Annotated in this window: 16 protein-coding genes and 3 tRNA genes; 10 read left to right on the plus strand and 9 right to left on the minus strand. The window is 65.5% G+C overall.

What is annotated here, in order from left to right:
• Positions 1–11: 11 nt before the first annotated feature.
• The 3 genes from secF to yajC are packed head-to-tail and all read right to left on the minus strand — an operon-like array spanning position 12 to position 2,999.
• The gene (secF, locus tag HWN72_RS09080; RefSeq protein ID WP_211150073.1) at positions 12–1,001 is read right to left on the minus strand and encodes a protein translocase subunit SecF; all 990 of its coding nucleotides are present in this window, start codon (positions 999–1,001) and stop codon (positions 12–14) included.
• 15 nt (positions 1,002–1,016) lie between these two features.
• Positions 1,017–2,627 carry a protein translocase subunit SecD gene (gene secD / locus HWN72_RS09085; RefSeq protein ID WP_008828381.1) on the minus strand — a complete coding sequence of 537 codons (1,611 nt, stop codon included), beginning with the start codon at positions 2,625–2,627 and terminating at the stop codon, positions 1,017–1,019.
• A gap of 36 nt (positions 2,628–2,663) precedes the next feature.
• Entirely contained in the window at positions 2,664–2,999 is a 336-nt protein-coding gene (gene yajC / locus HWN72_RS09090) for a preprotein translocase subunit YajC (protein WP_008828382.1), read from the minus strand.
• Between the two features lie 281 nt (positions 3,000–3,280).
• Here yajC and HWN72_RS09095 point away from each other — a divergent pair.
• The 5 genes from HWN72_RS09095 (at position 3,281) to aroQ (ending at position 5,299) form a co-directional block, all read left to right on the plus strand.
• A tRNA-Pro gene (locus HWN72_RS09095) sits at positions 3,281–3,357 on the plus strand.
• 222 nt (positions 3,358–3,579) lie between these two features.
• On the plus strand, positions 3,580–3,876 hold the full coding sequence (locus HWN72_RS09100) for a hypothetical protein (protein ID WP_211150074.1): 297 nt from the start codon (positions 3,580–3,582) through the stop codon (positions 3,874–3,876).
• 86 nt (positions 3,877–3,962) lie between these two features.
• Positions 3,963–4,376: a holin family protein gene (locus tag HWN72_RS09105; protein WP_211150075.1), complete on the plus strand. Its 414-nt coding sequence runs from the start codon at positions 3,963–3,965 to the stop codon at positions 4,374–4,376.
• A 35-nt stretch (positions 4,377–4,411) separates the two neighbouring features.
• Positions 4,412–4,750: a hypothetical protein gene (locus HWN72_RS09110; protein ID WP_211150076.1), complete on the plus strand. Its 339-nt coding sequence runs from the start codon at positions 4,412–4,414 to the stop codon at positions 4,748–4,750.
• A gap of 111 nt (positions 4,751–4,861) precedes the next feature.
• Positions 4,862–5,299, plus strand: coding sequence for a type II 3-dehydroquinate dehydratase (gene aroQ / locus HWN72_RS09115; protein ID WP_211150077.1), 438 nt, complete (start codon positions 4,862–4,864; stop codon positions 5,297–5,299).
• 170 nt (positions 5,300–5,469) lie between these two features.
• On the opposite strand, the gene HWN72_RS09120 is transcribed toward aroQ, so the two are convergent.
• Positions 5,470–5,955, minus strand: a complete 486-nt coding sequence (locus HWN72_RS09120) for a hypothetical protein (RefSeq protein ID WP_211150078.1) — start codon at positions 5,953–5,955, stop codon at positions 5,470–5,472.
• A gap of 10 nt (positions 5,956–5,965) precedes the next feature.
• Positions 5,966–6,430 carry an Lrp/AsnC family transcriptional regulator gene (locus HWN72_RS09125; protein ID WP_008828388.1) on the minus strand — a complete coding sequence of 155 codons (465 nt, stop codon included), beginning with the start codon at positions 6,428–6,430 and terminating at the stop codon, positions 5,966–5,968.
• A gap of 253 nt (positions 6,431–6,683) precedes the next feature.
• Here HWN72_RS09125 and HWN72_RS09130 point away from each other — a divergent pair, with 253 nt between their 5' ends.
• The 4 genes from HWN72_RS09130 (at position 6,684) to HWN72_RS09145 (ending at position 9,889) form a co-directional block, all read left to right on the plus strand.
• Positions 6,684–8,567, plus strand: coding sequence for a HAMP domain-containing sensor histidine kinase (locus HWN72_RS09130; protein ID WP_211150079.1), 1,884 nt, complete (start codon positions 6,684–6,686; stop codon positions 8,565–8,567).
• A gap of 37 nt (positions 8,568–8,604) precedes the next feature.
• The gene (locus HWN72_RS09135) at positions 8,605–9,609 is read left to right on the plus strand and encodes a polysaccharide deacetylase family protein (protein WP_211150080.1); all 1,005 of its coding nucleotides are present in this window, start codon (positions 8,605–8,607) and stop codon (positions 9,607–9,609) included.
• Between the two features lie 80 nt (positions 9,610–9,689).
• Positions 9,690–9,765: transfer RNA gene (locus HWN72_RS09140), tRNA-Ile, on the plus strand.
• A 47-nt stretch (positions 9,766–9,812) separates the two neighbouring features.
• A tRNA-Pro gene (locus tag HWN72_RS09145) sits at positions 9,813–9,889 on the plus strand.
• Positions 9,890–10,067: 178 nt separating this feature from the next.
• Here HWN72_RS09145 and HWN72_RS09150 read toward each other — a convergent pair.
• The 4 genes from HWN72_RS09150 to HWN72_RS09165 all read right to left on the minus strand — a co-directional run bounded on the left by HWN72_RS09150 (position 10,068) and on the right by HWN72_RS09165 (position 17,055).
• Positions 10,068–12,521: an arylsulfatase gene (locus HWN72_RS09150; protein WP_211150081.1), complete on the minus strand. Its 2,454-nt coding sequence runs from the start codon at positions 12,519–12,521 to the stop codon at positions 10,068–10,070.
• A 71-nt stretch (positions 12,522–12,592) separates the two neighbouring features.
• Complete coding sequence (locus HWN72_RS09155) at positions 12,593–15,397, minus strand: TonB-dependent siderophore receptor (RefSeq protein WP_211150082.1); 2,805 nt, start codon at positions 15,395–15,397, stop codon at positions 12,593–12,595.
• Positions 15,398–15,526: 129 nt separating this feature from the next.
• A complete protein-coding gene (locus HWN72_RS09160; RefSeq protein WP_211150083.1) occupies positions 15,527–16,303 on the minus strand; it encodes an HpcH/HpaI aldolase/citrate lyase family protein in 777 nt (258 codons plus the stop codon).
• A gap of 50 nt (positions 16,304–16,353) precedes the next feature.
• Entirely contained in the window at positions 16,354–17,055 is a 702-nt protein-coding gene (locus tag HWN72_RS09165; RefSeq protein ID WP_008831201.1) for a GntR family transcriptional regulator, read from the minus strand.
• A 192-nt stretch (positions 17,056–17,247) separates the two neighbouring features.
• Between HWN72_RS09165 and HWN72_RS09170 the strand changes: the two genes are divergently transcribed.
• Positions 17,248–18,971, plus strand: a 1,724-nt coding sequence (locus HWN72_RS09170) for a TonB-dependent siderophore receptor (protein ID WP_211150084.1), incomplete at its 3' end; no start/stop codon positions are given.

Consider the following 18,971-nt stretch of genomic DNA (forward strand, 5'->3'; position numbering starts at 1 on the left):
GCCGAGGAAGATCAGGGCTGCGGCTGACCACGCTCGCGGGCCAGACGCTCCTGACGGTCGATCGCCGATTCGGTCTGCACGAAGCTGTCCGACTTCACGCCCAGCCAGATCAGGATCGGCGCGGACATGAAGATCGAGCTGTACGTACCGATGAAGATGCCCAGCGTGATCGCGGCGGTGAAGCCGAAGATCACGTCCGGACCCAGCAGCAGCAGCGCCACCAGCATGATCAGGATCGACAGCGAGGTCACGACCGTGCGCGACAGCGTCTCGTTCACCGAAAGGTCGAGCAGTTCGGCCATCGGCATGCGGCGGTGCTTCTTGAGGTTCTCACGGATGCGGTCGTAGACCACGATCTTGTCGTTCAGCGAGTAGCCCAGCAGCGTCAGCAGGGCGGCGACGATGTTGAGGTCGAACTCCATCTGCGTCAGCGAGAACATGCCCACGGTCAGCAGAATGTCCTGGATCAGCGCGAACAAGGCCCCTGCGGCGAACTGCCATTCGAAACGCACCCAGATGTAGATCGAGATGCACAGCATCGCCAGGCTCAGCGCCAGCACGCCGGTCTTGAGCAGTTCGCCCGAGACCTTGCCCGAGACCGAATCGACGCCGTCGATGCGCGCATCCGGGAATGCCTGCTTGACCGTGGTGGTGATCTTCTGCGCCATCGCGTCGGCCAACTGCGGCTGCGCTTCGGTGCCCTCGGGCAGGCGCATGCGCAGCGAGACTTCGTTGGGCTTGCCGAAGTTCTGCACGACCGGCTCGCCGTAGCCGAGCTTGTCGACGGTCTTGGTCAGCGCGTCCACCGGCGCGACCGCGCTGCGCTCGAAGGTCACGCGGATCATCTGGCCGCCGACGAAGTCGACGCCCAGATTCAACCCATGGGTGAACAGCAGCACCACCGAGGCGACCATCAGCACGATGTTGCTGATGAAGAACGGCCACTGCCACTTGAGGAAGTGGATGTTGGTGTTGTCGGGAATGAGCTTGAGGAGCTTCATTGTCTCTCTCCGCGCTTACAGGTTGAGGTCCGAAGGGCGCGCCTTGCGCAGCCATCCGGCAACCCACATGCGGGTCAGGGTCACGGCAGTGAATACCGAGGTGACGATACCGATCATCAGCACGACCGCGAAGCCGCGCACCGGACCCGAGCCGAACGCGAACATCAGCAGCGCCGCGATCGAGTTGGTGATGTTGGCGTCGAAGATCGCGCGGCTCGCTTCCTTGTAGCCCAGTTCCACCGACTGGACCACGCGGCGGCCCTTGGACCGTTCCTCGCGGATGCGTTCGTTGATGAGCACGTTGGCGTCCACCGCCGCGCCCAGCGTCAGCACGAAGCCGGCGATGCCCGGCAGCGTCAGCGTGGTGCCGAACACCGCCATCACGCCCAGAATCATCAGGATGTTGATCGCAAGGGCGCAGATGCAGGCATAGATGCCGAAGCGGCCGTAAGTCAGGATGATGAAGAGCACGAGCGCCAGCGTGCCGACGCCCATCGCGACGGCGCCCTTGTGGATCGCCTCGGCGCCGAGATCGGGACCGACGGTGCGTTCCTCGACGACCTTGAGGTCCACCGGCAGTGCGCCCGAACGCAGCGCGATCGCCAGCTGAGTGGCCGACTTCGTGGTGAAGCTGCCCGAGATCTGCGCGCTGCCGCCCAGGATCGCCTCGTTGATCGAGGGCGCCGAGAGCACCTTGCCGTCGAGGATGATGGCGAAGCGCTTGCCGACGTTGGCGCTGGTCAGCGCCGCGAACTTCTCGCCGCCCTGCTGGTTGAAGGTGATGTTCACCACCGCGCGGTTGTTCTGCTGGTCGAAGCCCTGCTTGGCGTTCGTCAGCTGGTCGCCGGTGATGCCGCCGAGGCGCTTGACCGCGATGACCGGGCTCGGCCCTTCAGCCATGCCCTCTGCATAAGGCGCGATCTCGTCGCCCGGAGGCGCGATGCCCTGTGCGAGGTCGGCGGGCGATGCGGTCTCGTCCACCATCTTGAATTCGAGCTTGGCGGTCTGGCCGAGCAGCGCCTTGAGCGCTGCCGGATCCTGCAGACCGGGCACCTGCACGTCGATGCGGGTGCCGCCGAGACGGCGGATGTCGGGCTCCTTGGTGCCCAGCGCGTCGATACGCTTGCGGACGACCTCGACGGCGGTTTCCATCGCGTTGCTGACTTCGAGGTCGATGCCCGCCGAAGTCGGCGCCAGCACGAACTGGTTGCCGTTGACGACCGAGATGTCCCAGTCACGCTGGCCGGTCAGGCCCGCACCATTGGTCAGCGGCAGCAGCGCCTCGCGCGCGGCGTCCACCTGAGACGTGTCGCGTACGGTGAAGGTCAGACGGCCGCCCCGGCTCGATACGTCGCCGATGCCGATGGCTGGCTCGGCCGCGCCCAGCTTGGTGCGGACCGATTCCTCCATGCCCTGCAGACGCTGCTGGACGACCTGATTGCGGTCGGCTTCCAGCAGCAGGCGCGAGCCGCCCGCAAGATCGAGGCCGAGGTTGACCTTGGGCGCGGGAACGCCTGCGGGCAGATGGATATTGGTGAAGGTCAGCAGCGTGGGTACGGACAGCAGGCAGAGCACCGCCGCTATCCCCCAGTACCAGACCTTCTTGAAGATCGAGAATTCAAGCATCGCCTAATCGCTTTCCCAAAGGAGCGTCCGGTCGGTTCAGTCGTTCGCGGGCTTCGAGCCTGCGGGTGGGATCACGTCGACGATCGTGGACTTGAGCGCCTTGACCTTCACGCCCTGCGCCAGTTCGATCTCGGCGTAGTTGTCGTCGACCTTGACGATCTTGCCGATCAGGCCGCCACCGGTCAGCACCTCGTCACCCTTCTTGAGCGCCGCGAGCTTGTTCTTCTGCTCCTTCTGCTGCTTCATCTGCGGGCGCAGGATGAGGAACCAGAAGATCGCGGCCATCGCCACGAACGGCAGGTAAGTCATCCAGGCCGGCGGCGCACCGGCGGGGGCGGCTGCGGCAAGCTGGGCGAGGATCGAGGTCTGCATGGAAATGATGGGCCTTCTCGTGTCGCGTGTCGGACGGCGAATCGTGTGCCGACCGGGCCTGACGCGCATGACGGTATGATCCGCAGCCTGCGCGCAGGCGGATGCGGGCGGTTAGCAATAAAGCGAAGCGCTGGCAACGCGGGCTTCCCGCGCCTCCCCCACTGTGTCTGGGCCAGATAGGGCGCGCACGCCTTCGTTCAAGCGAGTGGACAACGCGATGAAAAACTATGCCGGAGGCGCTTGCGCATCCCGAAAGACCTGCCTATAGGCCGCGCTCCGGTCGGGACGTAGCGCAGCCTGGTAGCGCATCACACTGGGGGTGTGGGGGTCGGAGGTTCGAATCCTCTCGTCCCGACCAATCAAAAACGCCGTCTCCTGCTTCATGCGGGAGACGGCGTTTTTCGTTCCGGCGACGATGATCGGGCCATGACATTAGCCGTCATCGGCTCCCCGTACTTGACCAGATAGCCTTGCGCAGCCATCCCGGACACCTTCCATGGTCTGACATGTCGGGGTGAACATGAAGCTCTCACTTGCAGTCGCTGCCTTCGGGCTGGCCACCTTTGCGACCTCTCCTGCAATGGCCCAGACTGCTTCCTGCTATCGCCTCGGAAACGTCGCGTCGTGCACGACCAGCCGGACCATGGGCGACAATCCAGCCCAGCAGCGATACTCGGGCTTTCAGGAAGTCAAGCGCCTGCGCGACAAGAACGAGGAGCGCGAGGCGGTTCGTCAGGAGCAGGGTCTTCGCGAAGAAGTCGGCGCGCTGATCGCTGACGGCAAGTGCGCGGATGCGCGCAAGGCGGCGCTCAGGGCCGGAGATTTCGCGCTGGCGAAAGAAGCCGGTTCGATGTGCCAGCCTGCGCAGCGGCGCTAACCCAGCGGCCGCGCGCGAGAATTCATTTTCCTACACGAACCGATATGGTCATTTGAAAGCGGGTCACTTTCGCAAAGGATCCTGCCATGGCCCTCCTCGATTCGCTGCTCGGCCCCGTTACCCGCATCATCGACAAGGTCGTCCCCGACCCCGAGGCGCGCGACCGGGCCAAGCTGGAACTGCTGAAGCTCGAGAACACCCAGGAACTCGAAATGCTGCAGGCCAGCCTTTCGGCCATCGTCGCCGAGGCGAACAGCGCCGATCCCTGGACCAGCCGCGCGCGGCCGAGCTTTCTCTACGTGATGTACCTCGTGATCCTCTGGGCCTTGCCGATGGGCATGGTCGCGGCGTTCAATCCGGGGCTCGCCAAGGCCATCGGCGCGGGGATGAACGGCTATCTCGCGGGAATTCCGGAACCGCTCTACGCACTCTTCGGCACCGGCTACCTCGGCTATTCGGCGATGCGCCAGTGGGGCAAGACCAAGGGCTCCGACCGGTAAGCGAAACGCTAACGCTTTCGCGCTATCCTGCGCGCATGATCGTGCGCTCCATCCTTCACCGTCCGCTCGGCAAAGCCTTGATTGGCCTTGCCGGGCTTTTTTCGCTGGCGGGCTGCAGCCAGCCTCCCGCACCTGCCCCGACCGAGAGCACCGCCGAGGACGCGGCCGCAGAAGCCAAGGCCCGCGCCAAGGCCGAGCGCGAAGCGAAGCTCGCGGCGTTCTACGGCGGCGATGCCCCCGCAATCGAACAGGCCTCGAAAAAGGACGACGGACCGGGCAATTCCCCGCCGCCGCCCGCAGCGCCGCCACCCTCGGCGCCCAGCATCGGCAGCGAGCCGGCTGCGCCCGATCCCGGCATCGGCAAGGTTGAATGACACGCCAAGGTCGAATGACATGGCGCCGCCGTCCGGCTTGCACCCTGCGCCCGGCCCGCTAAACCTCGCGTCCCACAACTCGCGCTGCTTTGGCGGAAGGTATTCAAGTCCATGACGGAAAAGCTGGTCTACGTGCTCAACGGCCCCAACCTCAACCGGCTGGGCAAGCGCGAACCGGCGATCTACGGATCGCAGACCCTCGACGACATCGGCGCGATGCTGGAAGAACGCGGCAAGACGCTGGGCATCAGTGTCCTGCTCTTCCAGTCCAACCACGAAGGCGACCTCGTCGACTGGCTGCACGAGGCCGAGGACGCGGGCGCCCACGCGGTGCTGCTGAACGCCGGGGCCTATACGCATACATCGGTGGCGCTGCTCGACGCGATCCGTTCTATCACCGCGCCGGTGATCGAGGTCCACCTGTCCAACCCGCACACGCGCGAGGACTTCCGGCACACGTCATGGGTCGGCATGGCGGCCAAGGGCACGATCGCCGGGTTCGGCGCGCAAAGCTACATGCTGGCGCTGGAGGCTGCCGCGGGGCTTTGAGCGGCAGCACGATCGTCATCCCAGCGAAGGCTGGGGCCGCTATGACCATGTTACGCCCTATCGGCAGGTCAGCGCGGATTTTGCGGGGGTCTTGCAGATAGCGCAGCTCTGACGAGAGCGGTCCCAGCCTTCGCTGGGATGACGGGCGCTATGAAGGCGACTTCGGTACGTCACCCCTTGCAGTGACGCAGTTCCCCCCGGTCATCGCGAACCGCAACGATCCGGTGCACCGACACGCCCTGCGGATCGACCGCATCGGGCAGCGCAACAAGGCAGATACCCTGCCCGGTCAGATTGAGGAGCGCCTTGCGCACATCCTCGGTGGTTGCCTGCTGCGCCAATCCCGCGATGACGAAACCCGGACGCTTGCCGCGCGGTTCTGCTGGCAACATATGCCCGTGAAGATCGGCAATCGGCTTGCCCTGCACCAACCAGCGGTCGGCAGCGGCGTCATAGAACGGCGCGGCGTCAATGTCCGCACGCGTGATGCCTGCCGCTACTGAACCTCGCCCGTAGTCGCTGCTGTCGGCGAGTTGGAAAGCCGCTGTATTCTGCGCATCGCCGCGCGGCCAGAACCACCAGGCGTTCGCCGCCACCAGCAACGCCACCGCCGCAACGAGCAAAGGCGTACGCTTCGACCGTCCCGTCACGCGCATCGCTCCAACCTCAGCCCAGCGGAACGCCCGGGATGCTCTTGGCGGTGCGGATCGTCAGCGAGGTCTTGACGCTGTCCACGTTGGGCGCGGGCGTCAGCTTGCTGGTGAGGAATTCCTGGAAGCTCTGCAGATCGCGGCTGACGATCTTCAGGATGAAGTCGATCTCGCCGTTGAGCATGTGGCACTCGCGCACTTCGGGCAGGCCCTTCATGTGGTCCTCGAAGGCGCGCAGCGATTCCTCGGCCTGGCTCTTGAGGCTGACCAGCGCGAAGACGGTGATCGTGAAGCCCAGCTTCGACGCGTCGAGATCGGCGTGATAGCCCTGGATCACGCCCGCTTCCTCGAGGCTGCGCACGCGCCGCAGGCACGGCGGCGCGGTCAGACCCACGCGCTGGGCGAGTTCGACATTGGTGATGCGACCTTCCGCCTGCAATTCCGCCAGCAGGCGACGGTCGATTTCATCGAGATTGATCATTCAAATTCCCCAGGCACACGCCTCTCGCTTCGCCTTGTTGCAACATCTACATCGAAAATGCGAGCGCGCCGTAATATTATTAGCCCATAGCGTAATCGTCCCGCTTTGCAACGGCCGAAACTCGGCTCTTTCGATCCCGACGCACTTTGCTACGAAAAAGCGACCCGGTGTTTTCCTTATGGTAAACATCACGCGGGCATAGGACCGAATCTGCCACGTAACCCGAGGCGCGCCTTTCGCGTCTGGAGATGGAATGCATTTCGACGATCGCCTTGCCACGGTCCTGCGCCTCCCGTCCTCGGGGGACAGTCTCGCGCGGATCCAGTTCAGGCAGCTCATCGACATTCTCGGACGTGCGACTGATTCGCAGGAGACGGGCGAGATGGTGGAGGCGGCCTATGCCCGGCTGGGCCAGCTCGCCCGCGAAATCCCCGCTGCGGATCGCGCGCGGTTGCTGCGCCAGCCCCTGCAGCCGATGGCCAATCCGCGCCTGTTGACCTGGCTGGCCGAGGCCGAACCCGACGTCGCCTGCGCCGGGATTGCAGCCGCTCATCTAGATGACGCCGCATGGCTCGCGCTGATCCCGCGCCTGCCGGTGCGCGCGCGCGGCATCCTGCGCCACCGCCGAGATCTGTCGCCGCGCGTCGAGGCGCTATTGGAACAGCTTGGCGTGCACGACCGCGGGCTTCCCTCCGGCCCCGCCGACCCGCTGCCCGAAGACCCCCTGCCCGAGATACCGGTCCGCTTCCAGCGCCCCACCGGCGATATCGCCATCGACCAGGACATGTCGGATGACGTGCTCGAACTGCTCGACATGGCAGACGACCCGCCGCCGCCGACGTCGCTCAGCGAATGGGCGCGCGCCCGCGCGGCGCAGCAGCACAAGGACCTGCAGCACAAGGTCGCGGCCGACCCTGCTTCCGGCCCCTCCTCTGGCCAACGCGACGCGGGGATCGGCGCGATCGTTCGCCGCATCGAGGAATTCCGCAAGGCACGCGAGGCCAAGGGACCGCCCGAAGCGCAGGCCGATTCGCCGCGCCTGCCGCTCGGCGATACCGCTGCGCCCGCCCCGCATCGCCTGGCCGCCGCCATCGACTTCACCACCGGCGTCGAAGGCCGCATCGACTGGGCCGACGGCCCTTACGCGTCTTCGGTGGTCGGCCTCGCCCTTGGCACGCACGATCCGCAAGCGCAGCCGGTCGCCCGGGCCATGCTGCAGCACCTGCCGCTGCGCGCCGCCCGCATCGTCGTCACCGGCGCCCCTGCCGTGAGCGGGCTCTGGCAAGTCGACGCCGCCCCCCGGTTCGACCATGGCCGCTTCGCCGGATATTGCGGCCGCCTGCGCCGCCTTGCCGCGCCTGTCGAGGTCGCCGCCGTGCCGGCAGCCCCGCATGCCGAGGCCGACCGCATGCGCGAAGTGCTGCACGAGTTGCGCACCCCCGCCAACGCGATCCAGGTCGCCGCCGAGATCATCCAGCAGCAGCTTTACGGCCCTGCCCCGCACGAATACCGCGCGCTGGCCGCCGCCATCGCCGGCGACTGCGCGCACATCCTCGCCGGGTTCGAGGAACTGGACCGGCTGGTGAAGCTCGAATCGGGCGCGATGCCGCTGGAAGACGGCGAGTGCGATCTCGCCCGCGTCCTCGCGCAGACCATCGTGCGCCTGCGCGCCTGGACCGAGCCGCGCGGCAGCGGCTTCTCGATGCTCGCCGACCCGTCCGCCACCACCCTGCCGCTGCGCATCGCCCGGCCGGAGGTCGAACGGCTGGTCTGGCGCCTGTTCGCCGCCCTCGCCGGATCGACCGCGCCGGGCGAAACGCTTGAACTGCGCTGGAGCCGCCGACCCGCCGCCCAGGGCGCGATCATCGAACTGGCCGTCCAGCTTCCCGCCATCCTTGCCGAGCGAAATCCCGATGCCCTCTTCGATCCGGTCGCCAGCGAGCGTGGCCAGTCGCTGGCGGCGGGCATGTTCGGGATCGGCTTCACCTTGCGCCTCGCTGCAGCAGAGGCCGCTGCTGCAGGCGGCGCGCTGCAGCGCATCGCAAACAGCCTCCATCTGTCGCTGCCTGCCTTGACCGGCTCCGCATCGACCGGCATGGACGCAAACGATAGCATTTCGGCAACTTTTTCGCAGTAATCCCGTGTGGATGCGACCCGCAGAGGGAAAAAATTCCTTGCCAGCCCCGAACCTTCTGCAGCCCCCCGGCAAGCAGGCCCATGCCACCTTCCGCCCGGAATTCGGCCAGCGCTTCATCGTCACCGTCGATACCGAGGAAGAATTCGACTGGTCGGCCCCGCTCGACCGCGAGGCGCACAGCGTCGTCACGGTCCCGGCGCTCCGCAAGTTCCAACAGTTCTGCGAGGGTTTCGGCGTCGTCCCGTCCTACCTCATCGACTGGCCGGTCGCCGATTCGGCCTGTGCCCCCGAAGCGATCGGCGATGCCGTCTCCGCCGGGCGCGCCGAAGTGGGCGTGCAGCTTCACCCCTGGGTCAGCCCGCCCTTCGTCGAGGACGTCAACGAACTCAACAGTTATGCGGGCAACCTGCCGTTCGAACTGGAACGCGAAAAGCTGCTCACCTTGCGCGACCGCATAGAAAGCGCCTTCGGCACGCCCCCGCGCATCTACCGCGCCGGACGCTACGGACTTGGCCCGCGCACGGCGGAAATCCTGCTGGAATGCGGCATCGCCGTCGATACCTCGGTGCGGGCGCGGTTCGACTATAGCGGCACCGGCGGCCCCAATTACCGCGAGCACCCGCTCCACCCCTACTGGACCGACGAAGCGCGCCAGCTTCTCGAGCTGCCCTTGACCACCGTATACTGGGGGCCACTGCGGCAAGTGGGCAACGTCATCTATCCGCACTTGTGGCGCGCACCGACGATGCGCGGCGTCCTCGCGCGGACGGGACTGCTCGAACGCATCCCCCTCACGCCCGAGGGAATCACCGCCGAAGAAGCCCTGCGCGGCGTCGACATCGCCATCGACGAGGGACTGCCGGTGCTGGTCTTCTCCTTCCACAGCCCTTCGCTGGCGACCGGCCACACGCCTTACGTACGCAGCGAAGCGGACCTCGACGGTCTTTACGACTGGTGGCGCACCCTGTTCACCCACCTCGCCCGGCGCGGTGTGAAGCCGACAAGTGTGCATGAAATCATGAAGAGCGTGCAACACGGGTAGAACCCCGCTTGCGTCATGCCGATTGCCAAGCTAACGGGCATGGCATCCGGCCATCGTCGATGGGGCCGGGTCCGGCACGGGGGCCTGTAGCTCAGCGGTTAGAGCTGGCCGCTCATAACGGCTAGGTCGCGGGTTCGAATCCTGCCGGGCCCACCATTCGCCGGTTGCTGCCTTCGCGGGCAGCAGCATCGACAACCCCAGGTCGGGGAGTGGCGCAGCCCGGTAGCGCGCTTGCTTTGGGAGCAAGATGTCGCAGGTTCGAATCCTGTCTCCCCGACCAACTTCTAACGTCTCGCAGCAGCTCGTACCGCTCCCAATTGTCTCAAATTTCGAGTCATTTGCGAGCCAAGAAGCAGCCGTTCACGAAATCATGAGAACGGCTCCTGCCTTGCCAGGCTGGCGATTGCTACCGAGCAGTAGCCCAGTGCGCCTATAAGGTTCTACTGAGAATTAAATTACTATAATTTCTTGTCTTTTTCGGCTTCCGACTTGCCTGTAAGCTCGATTTGCACCTTGTGGATTGCGCCCGGAAACGGACCATTGGCCGCATAGTCCGTGGATACAGGCGCACCGGTGTCGATGCCGATGTCCATAGTCTCGCCCTGGCCCGCATCCTTGACGTCGGCATAATCGAGATGGCCGCACCCTGCCTCGGCACCATTCACGGTCATGCACATCGTACCGCCCGCTTTGCCGGCTCCGTCCGGAGTGAATGCGAACCCGATGTTCGAAGCACCACGACCAAGGGCGATCTTGCCGACGATCTCGGCCTGATCCTGCGGGCGCTGCGTATAGGCCTGACGCACAACGGGCACGCCGTCGCGCAGATAGAAAGCCCAACCGCCAAAACGGCTGCCGCGCGCCAGGATCGGCGCGGTGGCGCGCTCGACGTCGAGCGTCACGTCGGCGGAGATGGTGAATGCACGGCTGCGGAAGCTGGGCGCCTGGTTCTCGCTGATGCTCAGGTTCCCGCCCCAGTACGCAAACGAGGTGCGCCCCGAGGCATAGTGGGCATGCGAGGCGCCGAGCCGCGACTTCGCGAGGTTGTCGTCGAGCGGCAGCACGTGGTTGCGCCGCGCCTCCTCCAGCCACAACGCCTGCATCTGCGCCAGCTTGGCGGGATTGGCGGTGGCCAGGTCGCGGGACTGGCTAAAGTCCCTGGCGAGATCGTAGAGTTCCCATTTGTAGTCGGTGTAGGGGTTGCCGCCGGGATTGCCCATTTCCCAGGGCATCCGGCGCGGGGTGGTGTTCGCCATCCAGCCGTCGGCGTAGATCGCGCGGTTGCCGAACATCTCGAAGTACTGGACCTTGTGCTGCTCGGGCGCGCGGGGATGGGTGAAGGTGTAGTCGAGGCTTACGCCGTCGACCGGCTGTTGATCGATGCCGTTGACCTGGCGAGGGACCGGCAGGCGCACGGCTTCGAGGATGGTCGGGAAGATGTCGGTCACATGGGCGAACTGCGTGCGCACTGTCCCGGTATCGTTCAGGTGCCCCGGCCACGACACGACCATGCCGTTGCGGATGGCGCCGAGGTGCGAGGACAACTGCTTCATGTAGCGGAACGGCGTGCCCATCGCCCAGCCCCACCCGGCGGGATATAGCTCGATGGTGTCCGGCCCGCCCATCGTGTCGATCACCCCGGCCACTTCCTCGGCGCTCTGCTCGAAATCATGGCTCATGTGCTGGACCTGATTGAGCGTCCCGGCCGGTGCGCCCTCGCCGCTGGGGCCGTTGTCGCCCACGAGGTAGAGGACCATGGTGTTGTCGGACTGGCCCATGCGGTCGAGTTCGTCGAGGATGCGGCCGACCTGCGCGTCCTGATAGGCGATCATCGCCGCGAACACTTCCATGTAGCGGGCATAGACCCGCTTCTGCACGGGGGTAAGCGAGGACCACGCCGGGATTTCGGCCGGGCGCGGGGTCAGCGTGGCATTAGCCGGGATCACCCCTTCGCGCTTCTGGCGCTGGAAGTTCTCTTCGCGCAGCGAATCCCAGCCCCTGTCGAACCGGCCCTTGAAGCGGGCGATCCATTCGGGCGGGGCCTGGTGCGGCGCATGGGCACTGCCGGGCGCGAAGTAGGCGAAGAACGGACGGTCCGGGCCAGTCGCCTTCTGCTGGTGGATCCAGTGGATCGCGTCATCGGCCAGCGAGAAATCCAGCGTCTGGCCCTGCGGCAGCGCCGGTGCGTCGACCGAGAGGGTATTGCGATAGAGGCGCGGGTTCCACTGGTTGGTATCCCCGATCACGAACCCGTAGAAATAGTCGAAGCCCAGCCCGGTAGGCCAGTGGTCGAACGGGCCTGACAGCGAGGATTCCCACGAGGGAATGTTGTGGTGCTTGCCGAAGAAGGCGGTGTTGTAGCCGTTGTCGCGCAGCACTTCACCGATCGAAGCGGCGCTGCGCGGGATGATGGAACTGTAGCCCGGATAGCCCGACGCCACGTCGGTCACCGCGCCGCTGCCCACCGCATGGCTGTTGCGCCCGGTCAGCAGCGCCGCGCGGGTGGGCGAGCACATGCCGGTGGTGTGGAAGTTGTTGTACCGCACGCCCCGCTTGGCGAGGCGATCGAGATTGGGCGTGGGAATGGCGCCGCCGAACGCGGAGGTCGCCGCGAAGCCGACGTCGTCGGTCATGATCAGCAGGACATTGGGCGCCCCGGCCGGTGCGGCGACGGGCACCGGCCAGTCGGGACGCGATTCGGCAACGGTGGTCCCGGTAACGCCGCGAAACGGGCTGTCGACGATCGGCAACACTTCGCGCGAGCGGCCGTCAGGCGTGCTGGTCTGGATGTTCGACGCGGGTGCCCCGGGTACGTTGGTCTGGGCACAGGCCGCGGCGACAATGCCGCAGCTTACAGTCAGGATCGCACTCGATCGCGCGAGTGCCTTGCGCAGAGATCCGTTGCCAAACATGCCTGCCTTCACTCCTTGTTGTCTCGTCCGGTGGGGCACCGCGCCTGCCGCGGCACGGCGCCCCCGTCAGGTCAGAACTTGAACTTCGCGCCGACCCGGAAGGCGCGGCCCACTTCGTCGAAGTAGGCAACATTGGTTACCGTCGTCGTCTGCGGCGCGATCGAGGGATCGGTGTCCAGCAGGTTGTTGACGACGCCGTAGATCTGCACCGAACCGTCATCGGTCAGGTCGTAGCGCAAGTTGAGGTTGAGGTAGAACCGCGAGGACACGGTATTGTCGTTGATATCGACGCCCTCGACGAAGAGGTTGTCGTACTTGCCCGCCCCCACGAAGCGCCCGACCAGCGAGCCGCCGACGCGGCCGTGCTGGTAGGCGATGGTCGAGTTGCCGGTCCAGCGCGCTACGCCCGCGCCGTTGAACTGGTTGGCAAGGTTGGTGACGACCGCGCCATTGGTCTGTTCGAACTTGTCCACGTACGTCAGCAGGTTGCGCCAGGAAAACCGGCCGCCCAGCAGATCGGTCGAATACGACAGCTCGAAATCGACGCCGGCGGTGGCGAACGAGGCGAGGTTGATCTGGTTGATGTTGATCTGCGAGATCGTACCACCCGAACGAACCACCAGGCCGCACAGGCTCTGGTCGCCGGCATAGCAGCGATCGACGATGTTCTGCGCCGTCAGGCTGGTGATGGCGTCGTTTATCTTGATGTCGTAGTAGTCGACCGAAAGCTGGACGCCATTGATCCAGGTCGGCGCGTAAGTGACGCCGGCGGTGAAGGTGTTGGCTTTCTCCGGCTTGAGCGCGGTGCTGCCCGAGGTCAGCGTGGGAATGAAGATCGAGGCATTGCCGTTCTGCGGGTCGGTCACGCTGGTGATGCGTGTAACGGACGAGGCGTAGAGTTCGGAGATGTTGGGCGCGCGAATGTCTCGCGATCGGGTGGCGCGCACCATCAGGCCCGACCCGATATCCCAGGTGCCGCCCAGCTTCCAGGTCACGTAGCCGCCACTGGTCGAATAGTCGGCGTAGCGGACCGCGCCGTTGAGGTCGATCGCCTTGGCAAACGGCAGGTCGCGCACGACCGGCAGCTCCATTTCGAGGTACGCCTCCCTGACGCTGTAGCGACCGTCGATCGGCTTGTAGTTGCCGGCCGCATAGGCGCCGGCGATCGAAGCGGCATCGGCGGTGGCGCTAGCTTGTTCGTGGCGGTATTCGGCGCCGAGCGATGCGGCCAGCGGGCCGGCCCACAGTTCCGCGACGGGGCCGGTGAAGTTCACCGCCGCGACGTGCTGCTGGGTGACGAGGTGATAGTACTGGTCGCCCGTCACGTATTCCTTGGCGGCGGTCGAATTGGTATCGCCGAACGGGTTGTAGGCGATGCAGCCGTTACCCGGCGCCGTCAGGGTCGATCGGCACACCGCCTTGCCGGTGGCGGGGTCGATGACCGAATCTATGGCAGCCAGGTAGCGTGCATTGTTGCGCACGCCGTTGAAGCGGCCGACATAGTCGGTCTTGCCGTACTGATAGTAGGCGTCCCACTTCCAGGCGCCGATGCGGCCCTTGGCGTCGGTGACCGAGCGGTAGGTCTGGGTGGTGTTGTCGGACGTGTTCGGCCCGACGTCGAGCGACAGGCGCCCGAAGGCGAGCTTGGTCAGGCCCTTGGCATCCATTGCTGCCGCAAGCGCGGCGGGCAGGTATGCATTGTCGCGCTGGATCGTCAGCGTGCCGAAGTCGAATGGCGCGATCGCCTGTCCCGACGCGCGCGAACGGGCGTAGTAGAACGCGGTGCCGAACTCCAGCCCGTCGCCAGCGTCATAGTGGATGTCGCCGCTGGCCAACTGGCGCGAGATGCGCGGTGCGAGCGAGAAGTCGCTGAGGAAGCCCTGGCCAGCGCCGTCGCCGCCGATCATATACTGCGAACCGGCCAGCGTGCCCTGATTGAAGGGCACCGGGGTCCCATCGGCCGCGAACTGGATGCGGCGGGCGTCGGTGGTCCCGGTCAGGTCGCCGTAGGTCAGACCCGAGGTGACGAGACCGTAAGGCGTCATCGTCGAAGTGCGGACATGGTCGGAGATGATGCGCACCGGCAGGCCATTGGTGGCGCGCGCGGGATTGGTCAGGATGCCGTATTCGCGCCGCCCCCAGTCACGCGTATACATGCTGCCGATACCGTCGTTGTGGAACACCTCGACCGCGCCGGAGACGTGAAGACGGTCCTCCAGGAAGGCGGTGCCGCCATGCAGCGCGAAGCGATAGCCTTGCGCATCGCCCACTTGCGCCACATCGTACTGCGCATCGCCTTCCAGACCCGTGAAGTTCTTCTTGTAGATGAGGTTGACTACGCCCGCGACCGCATCCGAACCATAGACCGCCGAAGCGCCGCCGGTGACGACCTCCACCCGGTCGATCAGAAGCGTCGGGATCATGTTGATATCGACCTGGCCGGTGATCGCGGTGGACACGTGGCGCTTGCCGTCGACGAGCAGCAGCGTGCGGTTGCTTCCAAGGCCGCGCAGATCGAGGAAGTTCGTACCGGCCTGCGTCGCGGTGGAGCTGGTGCTGGCCGACGAGGTGGTGGCGCGGAACGAAGGCAGTTCATTGAGCGCATCGGCGACGTTGCTGGTCGCCCGGGCAGCGAGGTAGTCGCCGCCCAGTACGGTGAGCGGCGTGGGAGAAGATGCACCATCGCGGGCGATGCGGGTGCCGGTTACGACGATATCGTCGGCAGGCGCCGGGCTTTCGGCATCGGTTGCAGCGGACTGTGCCCCCACCGGCACTGCAACCTGCGCCGTCGCAGGACTGGCCAGAGCGACCGACAACGCAGCGAAACTGGCCGTGCAGCTCAGAACGTCGTACCTCAGATGCAATTTGGAAAGCATGATGTTTCCCCCCATTTGTCCAAGAGATGAATGCGCGCCTTGCCTCGCGCTGGCACCTTGAGCTCCGCCCCCGTTTTATTTCAGCATTGAACTATATAAGCCCGACGCCGGAGCGTCGGGCCTTCCCGGTCAGGCGTGCGCGGCGACCTTGCGCGCGGCCTGACCGGCCTGCGCGAACCCGTGCAGGAGGATGTCGACGTCGTTCGCGGCTACGGTCATGGCGTAGCCCTGTTCGATCCGCGCTGCGGCGGCTTCGGCAGTGGTGGTGAAGATACCGCACGGCGTACCGGCACGCTTGCAGGCTTCGAATACGCTCTGGCATGCCTGCTCGTGGCGCTCGTCGATCTGCGGGAAGCAGCCGAGCGACAGCGCCAGGTCGCCGGTCCCGATGAAGACGAAGTCGACCCCGTCGACCGCCGCGATCTCGGCCGCATTGTCGACGCCGGCGGAAGTCTCGATCATCACCCCGATCAGCGGATTGATGCTGCGCTTGTGATAGCGGGTGAAGCCTTCCGCAAGCGGGCGCACGCCGCCGCCCGAACGGATGCCGTCCTTCGGGAACGTGGCTGCAGCCACCGCTGCGCGGGCCTGCTCGGCCGTTTCGACCAACGGCACCAACACGCCCTCGGCGCCGCTGTCGAGCGCTTCGCCGATCGCCGGCATGGTGTTGGCAGCCACCCGCATGATCGCCGGCTTGGGGCCCAGCACGCTCACGGCGAGGTGCGAGGTCATGCGATCCCACAGGCCATGCTGGAGATCGATGATGGAAGCGTCGAAATAGTCCATCGCGCCGATCTCGATCAGCGGCACCGAACCCATCGCGAACCACGATGTGATCATGCCCCCGCCCTTGAGAGCCGCGCGCATGTCGCTCGCATTGGCGAGCACTGGATTGAGGGTGGTCATGTACATCCTTGAATAGATCCGGCTTGAATGGGGTCCGGCTGGAGGCGAATTCAGAGAGCTCCGCCCGAGACAATGTCCTTGTTGTCGAAATCGGCCCGCGTCTTCTCCATCAGTGCGAAGAAGCGCCCCTGCGCGACATCGACGAAGCGGGTCATCGAATCGTAGACGGCGATGGAATTGCGGACGCGGAAGCCTTCCAGCAGGTCGGTCAGCAGCGCGATCACCACCATCTGCGTTTCCTTGTCGTGGAGCGTGCCGATCCGCACGGTCTGGACGTGGTCGACGAAGCGGCCGATCGTCGCGGCCAGGCGGGGGTTAGGCACGGCGTTGAGCCAAGCCTGGCGAAAGCGCGTGTTGGCCTGCATCAGGGCGAGCGGCTCATCCTGCTCCACCGCGTCGCAGGCCATGCGATAGGCCGCTTCGAGATCGGCCACGGCCTGCGCGTCAAGATTGTATGCGGCAGCCGCCGCAGCGCGCGGCTCGAGCATCTTACGGATCTCGAAGATGTCGGCGATGTCCTTCTGGGACAGTTCGGGCAGCATAAAACCGCGCGTGGTGCCGACGAGGTATCCTTCATGGACCAGCCGCAGCAGCGCCTCGCGCACGGGCATACGCGACACGCCCAGTTCCGTGGCCAGCGCGGTATCGACCAGCTTGTCCCCCGGCCCCACGTCGCCGCGCTGAATGCGGGCGAGCACCTCCATGTAAGCGGGCGTTCCGCGCGCCCCACGATCGAGCTGATGCACTGTCATATCCGTATTCTCTTTCAAGACACGCTGCCTAGCAAGTGAAAAACAGAATACGGTTCATAAGCGGCTTGTCCATGCAAAAATGCTCAATTTTGGTGTTTTCGGCGAAATAATTGCGAAATACGCCCTTGACGGCCACCCAAATCCATATTCTGTTATGCCCATCAGTATTCGAAACGATGAGGGAAGTTTCCAATGCATACAGGGATCGCACATAACCGCTGGCTCGGAGCCAGCGCACTTGCACTCACACTGGCCGCAGCCACACCTGCGCTGGCGCAGGAAGCGTCCGCGCCGAACCCCGATATCGCCGAGGCGCCCGCCGGCGACATCGTCGTCACCGGCTCGCGCATCGCCCGCGACGGCTCCAGCGCACCCACTCCGGTCACCGTGCTCGGCGCCGACTATATGAACCAGCGCGGCCAATCGAACGTCGCCGATGCGCTCAACGAACTGCCTTCGTTCCGCCCGGCGCAGACGCCGCAGGGATCGTCGAACCGCTCGCAGATCGCAGGCTCCAACTTCGTCGATCTGCGCGGCCTGGGCAGTTCACGCACGTTGCTGCTGGTCGACGGCAAGCGCTTCGTGCCGTCCGCCGGCACCGGCCAGGTCGATCTCAACAATATTCCCTCGATCCTGATCGATCGCACGGAAGTGGTGACCGGCGGCGCTTCGGCCAGCTACGGGTCGGATGCCGTGGCCGGCGTGGTCAACCTGATCCTGAAGAAGGACTTCACGGGGATCCAGGGCGATATCCAGTACGGTCAGTCGCAGAAGAACGACGCCAACGAATACCGCGCCGCGCTGCTCGTCGGCGGCTCGCTGCTCGACGATCGCCTGCACATCATGGCCGCCGGCGAATACTACGACAACGAAGGTGCGGGCGACCAGTTCACCCGCGACTGGGGCCGCCGCCAGCCCGGCCTCGTCGTAAACCCGACTCCGGGCAACGGCACGCCCACCCGCGTGATCACCAACAACGTCCACGATTCGCGCCAGACCGACGGCGGCCTGATCACTTCGGGCCTGACCTGGGGCTCGCTCACCGGCACCAGCGATTCGCGCCTCGTGCAGTTCGCCGCCGACGGCACGCCCACGCCTTTCACCGTTGGCCAACTGGCCGGCAGCCAGCTGATGATCGGGGGCGACGGCGCCAGCTACTTCTACCGTGGCTTCGACCTGCTGCCGAAGATGGAGCGCAAGATCGGCTACGGCCGGGTGGCCTTCGACGCCACCGATTCACTGCGCCTGTTCGCCGACGTGTCCTATTCGGACAGCCAGGTGAACGGCCAGAGCGCCAACGCCTACAACTACGGCAACCTGAAGATCGCGGTCGACAACGCCTTTCTGCCTCAGGCGGTCCGCGATGCGATGGTGGCGAACAACCTGTCGTCGGTCAGCTTCGGGCGCTGGAGCGGCGATATCGGTCAGGTCACGACCGAACTATCCACCCGCACTTTCCGCACCGTCCTGGGTGCCGAAGGCAAGATCGGCTCCGACTGGACCTATGAAGCCTCGTACGAATACGGCGAGACCAAGTACGAATCGCAAATCCACGGCCTGCGCCAGTCCGCCCTGTTCAACCAGGCGCTCGATTCGGTGATCGACCCGGCGACCGGCAAGGCCGTGTGCCGCATTGCGCTGACCAACCCGGGCACGTCCTGCCTGGCGTTCAACCCGTTCGGCGTCGGCAATTTCAATCCGGCCTCGACCGACTACTTCACCGGCACCGCCTGGCTACGCCAGAAGACCGTGCAGAACGCCGCCGCCTTCAACATCCAGGGCAAGGTTCTGGAACTGCCCGCCGGGCCGCTCCAGGTGGCGCTGGGTGCCGAGTACCGCAAGGAGCAGGTGAACGCCGATTCCGATACGGCGTCCCAGGCCTCGCTGTGGGACTATGCCAACCCCAAGCCGCTGCA

Origin of the sequence: Novosphingobium sp. HR1a (assembly GCF_015594425.1) — a bacterium.
GTDB lineage: Bacteria > Pseudomonadota > Alphaproteobacteria > Sphingomonadales > Sphingomonadaceae > Novosphingobium > Novosphingobium resinovorum_A.